The sequence below is a fragment of the Postechiella marina genome, from assembly GCF_039538365.1.
Lineage (GTDB): Bacteria > Bacteroidota > Bacteroidia > Flavobacteriales > Flavobacteriaceae > Postechiella > Postechiella marina.
This window is the reverse complement of sequence record NZ_BAABCA010000008.1, coordinates 1-14,072: the sequence shown is the minus strand read 5'-3', so window position 1 is coordinate 14,072 and position 14,072 is coordinate 1. Positions and strand designations below refer to the sequence as shown.

The 14,072-nt window shown below is 33.8% G+C and carries 5 protein-coding genes; 4 read left to right on the top strand and 1 reads right to left on the bottom strand.

Annotated elements, in window-relative coordinates:
- On the bottom strand, window positions 1-7,157 hold a 7,157-nt coding region (locus ABD715_RS16565; RefSeq protein ID WP_344789461.1), incomplete at its 3' end, for a hypothetical protein.
- A 570-nt stretch (window positions 7,158-7,727) separates the two neighbouring features.
- Between ABD715_RS16565 and ABD715_RS16560 the strand changes: the two genes are divergently transcribed.
- The 4 genes from ABD715_RS16560 to ABD715_RS16545 form a co-directional block, all read left to right on the top strand.
- Window positions 7,728-8,531: a helix-turn-helix domain-containing protein gene (locus ABD715_RS16560; protein ID WP_344789460.1), complete on the top strand. Its 804-nt coding sequence runs from the start codon at window positions 7,728-7,730 to the stop codon at window positions 8,529-8,531.
- 202 nt (window positions 8,532-8,733) lie between these two features.
- Window positions 8,734-9,003: a 30S ribosomal protein S15 gene (gene rpsO / locus ABD715_RS16555; RefSeq protein WP_344789459.1), complete on the top strand. Its 270-nt coding sequence runs from the start codon at window positions 8,734-8,736 to the stop codon at window positions 9,001-9,003.
- 281 nt (window positions 9,004-9,284) lie between these two features.
- Window positions 9,285-11,540 (top strand): polyribonucleotide nucleotidyltransferase, encoded by a 2,256-nt coding sequence (locus ABD715_RS16550; RefSeq protein WP_344789458.1) that lies wholly within the window; start codon window positions 9,285-9,287, stop codon window positions 11,538-11,540.
- A 764-nt stretch (window positions 11,541-12,304) separates the two neighbouring features.
- Window positions 12,305-14,072 (top strand): Ig-like domain-containing protein (locus tag ABD715_RS16545; RefSeq protein WP_344789457.1); only part of this gene is annotated, 1,768 nt, incomplete at its 3' end.

Genomic DNA, 14,072 nt, shown 5'->3' with positions numbered 1-14,072 from the left:
GTTGGTGCTACTAAGCTTACCGTAGTAGGATCGATAGTACCGTCTGAATCGGCATCTACTCCTCCGCCATTTGCTATTAATGGATCGATGGTTACTGCTCCGGCTACATTACCTAAACTCGAATCATTTTCTGCTACTGGGGCTTCAATAACGTAATCTACCGTTACTGTTGCCGTATCTGTTAATCCCGTTTGAGTCTCCGTTAAAACATAATCGATTGGGGTTGGATCATCTGTGAAATTTGATCCAAATCCGCCTGAGGTCGTTTCTGGAGTGAAAATAAGTTCTCCATTAGATGTATTATAATTCCAAGTTCCTTCGCCTGGTACGACTAAAACATCTTGATCTCCTGCAGTATTCGGGTCTAAATCTACTGTTGTATTTAATACTGTAGCGGTAGTTATTCCGTCACCTAATAAATCATTAGATAAAATATTTATTGGCGCACTTGGTTGAGTTGTTGTATTCCCTGAATTACTGTCTGCATTAGCAACTGGTGGCTCTACAACTAAAATAGTAACAACAGCATCAGTACTACAATTTGTAGGATTTAATTCTTCACAAATATTGTAATTGATAGTATAAGTTCCTGCTGGTGTTCCTACTGGCACACTAACATCTCCTGTTAAAGGATCTACATCTGGTATTGTGCCTGTTGCTGCAACTGGTCCTGAACCATTATCAAAGAACATTCCTGAAGTTAAATTGATATCTACTTCATTAATATCAGTAGGATCTCCATTTAACGTATCATCTCCTGTGCCAACCAATATATTACCTAAGTTCGTATTTCCATCAGCACTAAGCACTGGATTTGAAGTATAATCGTCATTAACAGCTACTATTGCAGGTGCATTAACAATTACTGTTACTATGGCATCACTACAATTATTAGAGTTTCCTATTTCGCATATAGTATATGGAATAGAATATGTTCCTGCAGGTGTTCCTGCTGGCACACTAACATCTCCAGAAGCATTAATTTCTGGTGAAGTTCCTGTTATAGGATTACCATCTACAGTTGCTGGATTTGGATATGTTATCGCCACATCTGCAGTTGTAACAGGGTTACCATTTAAGGAATCGTCTCCTGTACCTGTTAATATATTTCCTAGGTTTGTGTCTCCATCAAAACCATTAACTGCTGGATAATTATCGTTTGCAGCTGCTATTACTAAATTATTTACGGTAACCGAAGCTGTTAGATCATCTCCATTAGTTAACGAATCATCTGTATAATCTCCTGAAGCTGCCGAAGTTGTATTAGTAACAGTTCCGCCTGCTGCTTGAGAATTGATAGTTGCTGTTATCTCTATACTAGCAGAACCGCTACTCGCTATGTCTCCTATAGTCCATAGACCAGAAACAGGATTATAAGCTCCACTACTATTATCACTTACAAATGTAACATCACTTGGTAATACATCTGATAAGGTTACATTTTTATCTACACTAGCCCCAATATTACTAACTGTAATAGTAAACACGACATTATCTCCAATTGATGCTGTAGTAGGTGATACCGATTTTACTGTTACTAAATCTGTTGCACAATCTGTAACTGTATATGGTATAGTTACCGCAGCAGATCTACAACCTGTAACTGTATTCCTTACTGTAGCATATAAATTGCCTGTTCCAGCTGAGAATAATTCAGTTGATGTCCAATTACCACTAGTATTTGGTGCATTTGCTGATGTTGTTAATGCTGCATTTTTCCATATTTCAATAACTTGATCACCACTAAGAACATTGTCGAATGTGATTGATAAATACTCATCATCACAAACATCTAATTCACTAGAGCCTATTGATGGTTCTTCTGTATAAACTACTGTTACATCTACTGTATCTGTAGACGTACAACCTTCCGGAATACGTGTAACTTCAACTTGGTATGTAAATGTAGTTGTTGCTGTTAAACTTGGGCCAGAGTAAACAAAGTTTGGTTGAGCTGTTGTTGCGTCATCTAAGTACGAAATATCATCGTTCGCAGTTACTCCCGTCCATGAATAAGTATAACCTGAATTATTAGGAGAACCTAGAGTTACACTACTCCCTTCAAAAGCCTCACAAACAGGTGTATCTTCTCCTCCAACTCCAATTAATGTACTTGGAGCTCCCATACTAACGCTTGCTGGTAAACAAATACATGGATTATCATCTACTGTCATTACTAATAAAATATTACAAGCTTGCGCAGGAGTAGCAGTAAACTCTATACTTTCTGTAATTGATGTTCCGCCTGGTATAGCAGATGTAATTTGGTGACTTCCAAGCAATAAATCTCCTGCATCGAATATACCATCTTTATTTGTATCAAAATATGCTCCAATAGTTGATGGCGCGGTTACTTCGATATCAGATGTATTATCAATAGTGAATCCTGCTGTAATAACTTCATCTGAAAAAGACACACTAGATACAGCCGAATCTAAATTAATATCAACTGCAGCTTTTTTAATATCTAAGTCCTCACTAGTAGTTCCTGTAGCTATTAAATTCCCCCCACAAGAGGTCCCACCACAACTAACTCCTGCACTATCTTCTACATAAGTAATATAACTAACCGCTGCATCATCTTCACAATATCCAGCTTCAGGAATAATATCAAATTCAAATTCAGTAGTATCTTGATCTGCCAAACCTGAAGGATATTTAATAATTAATTGATTTGGTGTTGAGCTAGATAAAGTTACTGCATTAACTCCTGTACTATTAAATGTACCATCTACATATGTTACTCCAAAAGGTAACTCTACTCTACCAAAATCAAAATCACCAGTAGTTGCTCCTGGCACAGTAGGTAACTCCGAGATTGTTGTATTTACAATTATTTTTTCTTGAGCTGTACAACCGTCAATATGACCTCCATCAGGATTTGCAAAATCTGGTAAAGAAATAACAGACAATGCATCATAAGTAGGTTCTAAGCCATTAACTTTAATACCATTAGAAACAGATTTACTTCCGTTACCAATACTAGGTTCTCCACAAGTTCTATCTCCAAAAACAGAAAAAGAAACAGGAGAGTTTGAAACAAAATCACACGTGGCAGACAAGTTATATGTAACTATAACTTTTCTATCATTAACTGAAGCTCCTACAGCTCCTGTTCCAGGTATACCACCATAAACAGGAGTCATTCCTGAATGCACTATAGGAACTGAATAAGTATCTGCATCTAAATTTGTAACTAGACTTAAAATATCTTCTGTATTTCCTGAACCAGCAGGATATTCAACTAAAATACTATTGATAACTACTGCACCTGTTCCATTAAATAATTTTAATGTAGAAATAGGATTTACAATTGTTCCCACCTGAGCACTATTGTATTCTAACTGAACATCAAAAGCATCACACATATTAACAGGACCTGTAGGTTGCGAAGAAATAATTTGTTGGATCTGAGCTTCCGAAGGCTGCAACGTTAATTCTGTTGTATCATCATAACATGAAGATGTAACATCACCATAATTAGTTGGATAAGCATCACAATCCCATCCTAAACTAAAATCTACTGGAATATCTGTACAACTATCATAAGTAGCTCTTACTCTAATATCTTTTGTATCTCCAGCTGCTAAACTACCAATTTCAATATAACTATCACCACCTACATTTACCACATTAAGTGCTATTGGAGCCCCTGTAATATCATCGGCACCGACTATAGTTATATTTGGAGTTGATGGAACTTTTATCCAATTAAAACCTACATCACCGCCAGAGGCACTATTATTTACAACCCTAAGGTCGAAATTAGCCTCCGGACTAGAACCTACAACTATAGTACTAACCAAAGGCTGTAATATAAAAGTTGGTTTAGTATAAGATAATGTTGAAGAAGGTGTTCTAGTAAGTAATTGGTCAGCAAGAGGAGTTTCTGTATATGCCATGTGCTGCACAATACTTGTAGATGTAATTGTTGGAATAGGTGCCCCTTCGCTAGCATCCTTTAATTCACAACTTCCTTTAACTAATACTTGCATTCTATAACTTACAGAAGACGTTTGATCTTGATCTCTATATCCTGCAGCTCTATTAGGTGTTACCGTATAGGTATTTACTCCTGGAGTACCAAGAGCAGGAGATATATCTAACTCTCCTGAACTAACATAATAATAACCTTGATTATTATATTGCCTAACGTCTAATACTTTTACACCATCAGGAATTATAAGTTCCGTAGATTGAATCATTGTTGTTGGCCTATATTCACCAGTATGTAAATGAGGCGAATTTGACCGTGTATAATCGTTAATAATATTTACCCATGGCGTTTCACAGTACTTAAAAGTACTATTTGCTGTTGTATAAGCTAAGTTATCAGGTCTTAGATAAGCAACTTGATCTCCCCAATCAAAACAACTAATTCTTTCATTTGGAATACCATCATTATCATTATCGTTATCTATAGCCCCTGCATTAGCACCTGCAGGTAATGTTTCATCAATATAATATCGCCCTCTAAAACCAGATAAAATATGATATCCAAAATTGGTATATGTATTTGTAGTAAATTGATATTTAAATTTAACTTCAAATGTATCTTGATCCTCGATTAAACCACCTACTATAGCATCGCTAAGCGCACTTGACAAGTCGAAATCTAATGAATGATTATTTCCACTAGAACTCTTTACTGGATCGTTTACAGGCAACTCTAAAGTTGTACCTCCTCCAAATTTATTAATTACAATAGTTCCAGAGATAAACTCAATGTCATCTATCCCAGCAGTGGTTCCATCTGTTGTATAATCTTGTATAAAATGTAAATTATCTGAAGAAAGATTAGACATAAATCCAGAGGTTTCCACAACCATTTCATCTCCAGCTAAATATTTGTCTAACTCATATTTTGGTGAACCATCTGGATTAGTTTCTGTTAAATCAACCTTAGCAGTCATGTTATTATCTGTCCAACCGGCAGTTATTCTATAAGCATCTAAACCTGTAATATTAGGCCCAGCACATGGTGGATTACAAGAATGCTCTATGATAGGCTCGAAATTACCACAATGTATATCTCTTTCAAAAACCACTGCCCCTCCTGCTGTATCATATAATTTCAAATTTGTTTCGTAAGAAATATTAATAACGCTTTGTACGCCACCCAATTCTAATTCTGCACAATTCATTACAAGCGGAAAACGTGTAAAAAAGTCTGCAAAGTCCCTAACTACAAAACCACTCAATATATTAGTTGTACTAAAAGAAATAATATTTGTACCTGCTCCAGCAACACCCACTGTATAAGCCCCATTAACTTGGGTAAACTCTGGTGGAGCGCCAGCTACCAAATCTACACCCCTAGGTACCTCTATAGAAACGGTAAACTCACTATCACCATTACTATTTAGCATAGCATGATCGTTGTGTGTAAAATTCGAATATAAATAAGGTCTTAAGGCAACCTCAAAAGGCACTAATTCTTCTATATCGGTATCTTGTTCAAAAACAGTTGCATTATTATAATCTCTTATAAAATTATTGTAACCTAAATCTACACCCTTTGCTGGTCTAGGAGAATCACACTGGTCTTTTGTAAGCGCATCAAAAAACACATGTTCCCAATTCATGTAATCAAATCGACCAGTACCACAATTATTGTCTCTTGGAAAAGCCTGATAGTCAAACTCAATAACAAAAGAACCTCCAGGTGCTAAATCATCTACATACGTATCACCATCATAATCTTGTAATCCACCTGGACCATCTATATCTGTTTGATGTATATCAGGCAACATTGCATCTGTAGTAGCTACCCCAGATGGCCCTGATCTATCAGACGGCCATGCCTCTGGCGAGTATGGCGTTTGAGTAACTCCATCTCCCAATGTAAAATTTGAAAAACCTCTAACCCCTCTATAAGCTGTACCCCAATGTGGATTATTGGTATAAGATGTAGTTGCCGATTGACCATTGGATCCTAAAGCCAAATTAATTAATATATCTTTTGCAAAACCGGCAGGAGCTGTCGAAGTATTAGTTACTTCAATACGAACATGGTTTATACCTGAAATATTTCTATGATTTTCTAAAACATTAATATCTAATTCCGGACTATTTGCACCAAATAATATAACTCCTGCTGTTTTTTGAGATGACTGACAAGTCCATTCTACTTGATGTTCAATATCAGTTTCCTCACAATCTATTAATGTAAATTGTTCTGTAAACACCAAAGTTTCTCCAGGGTCTAAAACACCATTTCCATTTTCTGATGTACCTCCTCCTGAATAATTAGCATCAGAAACTAAATTTACCAGATAGGTGTTTGTTGTTACTCCTGTAGATGCGTCTATAGTACTTGTTGTAGGTAGAATTGTATTTGTTACACCATCGGATGCACGAAAGTACGAGAAGGAATAATTACTAACACTGCTACCTATTTCAACTGTATGAATAACCTCCGAAACACCAGAATTACCACCATTAAGATCGGAAATAGTTCTTGTATGCACATTTCCACCAACAATACCCTCCTCGGCAAGTATTGACTCTACAGATAAAGAAGCAGCTAATAAATCGTAATTCCCGATTGTACTATTAACATCTACTGCTGTTTGAGTTCCTGGAAAACCTGTTTTTACATATGTAATTTCAGCCACATCCTTAAAAGCCTCATTAAATTCTTCCTTATAAGCAACAGCATCACAATCTGCTGTTCTTTCAAAAGAAAAATTAACATAATCTCCTGCTCCCCAAAGAGCTACATCTACTCCTCCATTATAAATAGAAAAAACAGGAGCGTTTAAATCAGTAATATCTAGCTCACCAATAACATAAGTACCAATAGGAGAACCGGTTCCATTATTATTTGTTATAGCAACAGAGCCTACTTCATACTCCACACCCGGTGGTAGTTGCATTTTCACACTTAATGAGTGTAATTGCTGCGGAGAAGCTTTAATTGATTGCACAGAAATCTCGTTTGTTGTACCTACTGTGCTTAATGCAGTTACACTATTTTGAGCTCCACCTACATAGATTAAACGTACATCTCCATTATTATTATCTGCACCTCCTATTCCGTACTGTGCAAAAGCAGAACCAATTGTAAACATAAAAAAAACTAAAAACAATAATGAGTTTTGAGCTTTTTTAGGGTTAATCTTATCAAATTTTAAGTAGTGTAATTTTGATTTCATATAAACTATCTATTAACTAATTATGATTTAAGGAAAATGTAACAACGCTTTACTAGTACACCTGTTTTATTTTTAATAATAAATTAAGCATTATTAAATTATGACACTTTTAATTTTACTAAGTCACTTTTTAGATTGTTAAAATTTTAACGTGTGCTAAAAAAAATTAACTTCTTTTAACAAAAGTACATTGGTTAAAAAAACTTGTCTTGCTTAAAAAGACATAATCATAGCTCAAATTGGACATTTTTATTATTTTTACAAAGCTTATGTTATCGAATTATTTTATGAATTTTAATAACCCCCTAGTATGAAGCAAAGTAAAAATGAAAACGAAAAACTTATTTGTTTTTTCGACGAAATACATAATCGTGTAGACGGATGGATACGATTCTCCTTTTAAGTTTTACTCTCTTTAGATGAATGGTATGGCACCATATAAATTAAAAAATACACGCCAACACAAAAAAAGTAAGCTAAAACGTAATTAAAAAATAAGTTTATTCTGTCTTTTTAAAAAAAATCATTATATTTAATCCTATATTAGAAACCCTACTAATTATATCGAATTTGAAAGTTAAACAAAGTAACAAGAATTCAGATTTTTCTGAAGTTATGGCGTATATAAATTCTAGCAATGTCTCTCACTATATACATCTACAAGATTTTAAAATAAATGTTTTAATTATAAACGATAATTTAAAACTACACCAAGATTATGACAAAATTTTAAGTCCACACTTTAATTATGCATTTTCATATAATAATATAGATGCTATAGAAAAGTTAAACGAAAAAAAATTTGACTTAGGTTTTGATAAAATTATTGAATGGTTAACAAACCAAAAAAACTTAACAAAAAATAAATACACGTTACCAACAAACAATATTTATCCTTTTTTAATTATTACATCTAGAGATATTGGGTATAACGAATTAACTTCACCTAATTTTAACAAACACGGTTATGTAATAAAACCAAAAAATCAAAAAAAAATAATATCTAAATTCAAGCTTTTTACAAATCATACTACTCCTTTTCAAAATAACCAAAAAAAACAAGGCGTGTTTGACAAAGTGCTTCATCATATAAACGAGAACCTATATAAGGAAGAATTTAATGTTAAGACCCTATCTTGTAAAACAGGTTATAGCCAAAGGCAACTCGCCCGAATTATAAAAGCAGAAACTAATATGACTCCTGTTAAACTAATATTAGAATTAAGATTAAAAAAAGCTTACGAACTATTATCTAAAGAAACTAATTTAAAAATTAAAGAAATACAATATAGTATAGGTATAAACAGCCCTTCTTACTTTAGCAAAAAATTTAAAGAACGTTATGGCTATAGCCCCAGTTATTTACATAATTAATAATACACAACTAAGTTGTGTATAGAAGCAAAAAAAATTAACACATACTTTTATTACCTAATTACAAACTATTTATTTACTTTATAAACTAAAAAAACATTAAATAGCTACAAAAAAATATAATAAAACCAAAAATTGATTATATTTGCAGCTCGAAAGAAAGGCTTTCGTGTACATAACAATCATTTACAATAATATTAGAATGTATTTATCAAAAGACGCAAAACAAGAATTGTTTGCAAAACACGGCAAGGGAAAGAACGATACAGGTTCTGCAGAAGGACAAATTGCTTTATTTACAGAAAGAATTAATCACTTAACAGAACACTTAAAAAATAATCGTAAAGATTATAATACAGAGCGTTCTTTAGTAAAATTAGTAGGTAAAAGAAGAAGCTTACTAGATTACTTAACTAAGAAAGATATTTTAAGATATCGTGCCATAGTAAAAGAATTAGGATTAAGAAAATAATCTAAATTATAAAGACCACGCTTTTAGCGTGGTTTTTTATTTTTTTTTGCACTACAAATTATAGCATAAGTTATTAATGCAAAATGTAGAACAAACACACTATAAGGCATAATAAAATATTACCTTTATAACACTACTCGATCGTAAGAGTATAAACAACGTAAATTATGAATAAGCAAACCCTGAAACGAGTTTAGGGTTAATAGTTTTTCATTGGTCGCACACAACTTTTAATTACTACTACAACACAACGACCATTGTTTAATTAGAATTAAAAATTTATGATTCCGAAGGTATTTAAAGAGGTTATAGACCTTGGTGACGGTAGAGAAATTTCTATCGAAACCGGAAAATTAGCAAAACAAGCGCATGGTAGCGTTGTGGTTCAGTCTGGAAAATGTATGTTATTATGTACAGTTGTTTCCAACTACAAACAAGCAGATGTTGACTTTTTACCGTTAACGGTAGATTACAGAGAAAAATTTGCTGCTGCAGGTCGTTATCCTGGAGGTTTCTTTAAAAGAGAAGCTAGACCAAGTGACGGTGAAGTATTAACAATGCGTTTAGTGGATCGTGTTTTACGACCATTATTCCCAAAAGATTACCACTCTGAAACTCAGGTGATGATTCAATTAATGTCTCACGATCCTGAAGTTATGCCAGATGCTATGGCTGGTTTAGCAGCTTCTGCAGCTATTCAATTATCAGATTTCCCATTTGAATGTGCTATCTCTGAAGCTAGAGTTGGTCGTGTTAATGGTGAATTCATCATCAACCCAACACGTGCTCAATTAGAAGAATCTGATATCGATATGATGATTGGAGCTTCGGCAGATTCTGTTATGATGGTGGAAGGTGAAATGGATGAGATTTCTGAAGAAGAAATGACTGAGGCTATCAAGTTTGCGCACGAAGCTATTAAAGTACAATGTGCTGCGCAGGTTAAATTAGCTGAAGCTTTTGGTAAAAAAGAAACTCGTGAGTACGAGCCAGAAAGAGAAGATGCAGATTTAGCAAAGAAAATTCATGATATGGCATACGATAAAGTGTATGCTGTAGCTAAAGCAGCTTCATCTAAACATGAAAGAGGTGCTGCTTTTGGAGAAATTAAAGAAGAAATTAAAGCTTCTTTCTCTGAGGAAGAGCAAGAAGATTTTGGAGGATTAATTTCTAAATATTATTCTAAAGCTGAAAAAGCTGCTGTTAGAGATTTAACTTTAAATGAAGGTTTACGTTTAGATGGACGTAAAACTGATGAAATTAGACCAATTTGGTGTGAAGTTGATTATTTACCTTCTACACATGGTTCTTCCATTTTTACACGTGGGGAAACTCAAGCTTTGGCTACAGTTACTTTAGGTACTAGCAGAGAAGCAAATCAAATAGATATGCCATCTTACGAAGGTGAAGAGCGATTCTATTTACACTACAACTTCCCTCCTTTTTCTACAGGTGAAGCTAGACCAATTCGTGGAACATCTCGTCGAGAAGTTGGACATGGTAACTTAGCACAACGTGCTTTAAAAGGTATGGTTCCAGATGATTGTCCATACACAGTACGTGTAGTGTCTGAGATTTTAGAATCTAACGGTTCTTCTTCTATGGCAACAGTTTGTGCAGGTACAATGGCAATGATGGATGCTGGTGTACAATTAAAAAAACCTGTTTCTGGTATTGCAATGGGATTAATTTCTGATGCAGATTCTGGAAAATACGCTGTACTTTCTGACATTTTAGGTGATGAAGATCACTTAGGTGATATGGACTTTAAAGTAACCGGTACTGCAGATGGTATTACAGCTTGCCAAATGGACATTAAAGTAAAAGGATTGTCTTATGAAATTCTTGTAAATGCTTTAAAACAAGCACGTGATGGTCGTTTACATATTTTAGGTAAAATTACCGAAACTATAGAAACTCCTAATGCAGATGTTAAAGATCACGCACCTACAATGGTATCTAGACGTATTCCTAACGAATTTATTGGTGCCTTAATTGGACCTGGTGGAAAAGTGATTCAGGAAATGCAAAAAGAAACTGAAACAACTATTGTTATTAACGAAGACCCTGTTACAGAAGAAGGTATTGTTGAAATTTTAGGTGTTGGTAGTAAAGGTATTGATGCTGTTATGGCTAAAATAGACGCTTTACTATTTAAGCCAGAAGTTGGTAGCGTTTACGAAGTAAAAGTTATTAAAATGTTAGACTTTGGTGCTGTTGTAGAATATACTGAAGCTCCAGGAAACGAAGTTTTATTACACGTATCTGAGTTAGCATGGGAACGTACAGAAAATGTTACCGATGTTGTAAACATGGGAGATGTTTTTGATGTAAAATACTTTGGGATAGACAAACGTACACGTAAAGAAAAAGTATCTCGTAAAGCTATTTTACCAAAACCAGAAGGTTATGTTGAAAGACCGCCAAGAGATGATAAACGTTCTGGAGGACGTGATAATAACAGAGGAAGAGACAATCGCGGACGAGATAACCGTCGTGATGACAGAAAACCTAGAAACGATAAAAAAGAAGATTAATTTCTTTTTAAATTATAAAAGAAAAACCTGATTCATTATTTGAATCAGGTTTTTTTATGCGCCTATCTAAGCTTTTCAATTACTATTTAAATAATCTAAAATTAAGACCTTAGTTTTTAGAAAATTCAAAAAAAAAAAAAAAAAACAACTCAAAAAAAACGTTATAGACACTCAATAACCTTTAAGCCATCTTTAGCCTCAAAAAAACTCGATTAAAATCATTTTTATTCGACAAAAAGACTATTTTATCTTTTAAATGTTGTTTTTATCGTTGAAATTCAATTTATTTGCTTTGAAGAACCTATAAAATATAAATTATGAGTAAAACAAAATATTCCGTAGGCAAAAACTTATATTTTTTTTTATGTAGACTATTTTATATGGTTTTTATCGTTTTTTAATTATTTATCGTGACTTAAAAAAAAGAAAAGTGTCTATATTATTGTAAACTTGTCATTTAAAACCAAATACAAGTCTATATATAATTAAGAGTTTTTTATAAGAAAATATTATAAAATTTTGGAATAGATTTAAAACTATAATCAAAATAATTATAACAACATCATTTTAAAAACAAGGTTATATAAAACTTATATGAGTTTATAAAATGACAAATAGAATATCATAAATTTTAAATAAGAGATACCAAGAAGAAAATCTAAAAAAAACAAAGACCCTTCTTAATCCCTCCTATTAAATTGAAAAATCATGATTTATGATATCTAAAAATTATTAAAATAGAAAGTTGCTTTAAAACAATTATTATGAAAGTAAATTACTTACTAAAATTAGCAATACAAAATAAAGCTTTGAGGGTTATGGCTTTATTATTGCTAACCACATTTTCATCTTTTGCACAGATAGGGGTGCAATCTCCTTCCATTAGAGAAAATGTCACCTTTCAATGGTCGAATATCCAAGACATCAATAACGATGGAATCATATCGGCTACTGAAAATAACCGCCCTGCAACAATCGAATCGATTACTGTAAATGGCGCTGTTTACAATACATTTGCTGTACCATCAGGTTATCAACTTACTAGATTAGGACCTGGAGGTAATTTTATTAATCAAATAATAGAAAACGGCAACGGTTTGGTCTATAATAGCAGCTCTGCAACTCAAGATACTTCCGACTCAAACACATGGGATGATACCGCATTAGAAACGTTTAGATCTAAAAACTTGAACCGTTACTATACATCTAATGGTAATGGTGATAATATTTGTGGTAACTTTAATAAAGCAAACGGGATAAATGGAGCTGTAGAAACAGATGCCCAAATACAAACACTTATTTACAGCCCTGCATTACCTTCTAACGAAGGCGGTTTACTTGCTGTTACAGAAAGAGGCGGAAATAACTGTTTCTATATTCGTTTGTTTGGAACACTTCCTGGAAGCACTACAGAGCAACCTCTTGGTGATACTTTTGTAAGAAGCAATGGAGACAACAGAGGTGTTGGATTTGCGGCTCCAAAGAACAATAATACCGATTATTGGACATCAGGACGCGAGCAAGATAATGATCAAGATATTGCCATTGCTCTTTTTAATTTAAATACAATTGCACCTACTGGCTCAAAAATATCGAAAATTAGATTTATTTCAGCTTCTAGAGATGATGGAGATGGAAAGTTTTTTGTATTACAACGTTATGCTCAACCTCAAATAGATCTTGGATGCCTTGGACAAGGAACATTTAATGGACAAATACACAACGAATCTAGTGCTCCAGAAGGTTCTACTTATGAGTTGGTTTCTCCTCCTTCTCCAACTGGTTTAAATTTTAATCTAAATCCTGACGGTTCTTATACTTATACTCCAACTTCTAATTTTGTAGGAGATGTAACTTTTAAGTATCTTGTTAGGCTTCCTACTCCAAACAATAATATTACAGATACCAACACCGTAACACTTACATTTAACTCGTTACCAGAAGATCCTGAATTAGAAATAACTTGTGGAAGTACAACTGGTAAATACAATGTAGAAATTACAAGTCCTATTGGATCTCAGTACGAATATAGAGCTGATGCTTTTAATGGAGGAGCTTACCAAGATTCTCCTGATTTTGAAAATTTAACACCTGGAACATATAACTTTACTATTCGAGATGTTATGACTGGTTGCGAAAGTTCTTCTATATCTACAACCATTACCTCTGAAACTTTAAAAGCTACAATTGTTTCAAATACTCCTGTAGATTGTCATGGAGAAGCTACGGGTAGTATTGATATTAATGTAAGCGGTGGTTATCCTCCTTACACATATTTATGGAGCAACGGAGAAACAACACAAGATATTACAGGTGTTCCGTCCGGAAGTTACAATGTAGATATCACAGATGATTCTGGATGTCTGTTTACATTTGCTACAGATGTAATTGTAAATGAACCTAAAGCCTTAACTGCAACTGCTGCTCAAGATAGTCCTGTGGTTTGTTTTGGAGAAGCTAATGGTTCTGCTACTGTAACACCTGCTGGTGGTAATGGAAACTATACTTATTCTTGGGATAACGGTGAAACTA

Coding starts and splice junctions, on each gene's coding strand:
- ABD715_RS16550 (WP_344789458.1), top strand. CDS start 9,285: ATGATTCCGAAGGTATTTAAAGAGGTTATAGACCTTGGTGACGGTAGA.
- rpsO (WP_344789459.1), top strand. CDS start 8,734: ATGTATTTATCAAAAGACGCAAAACAAGAATTGTTTGCAAAACACGGC.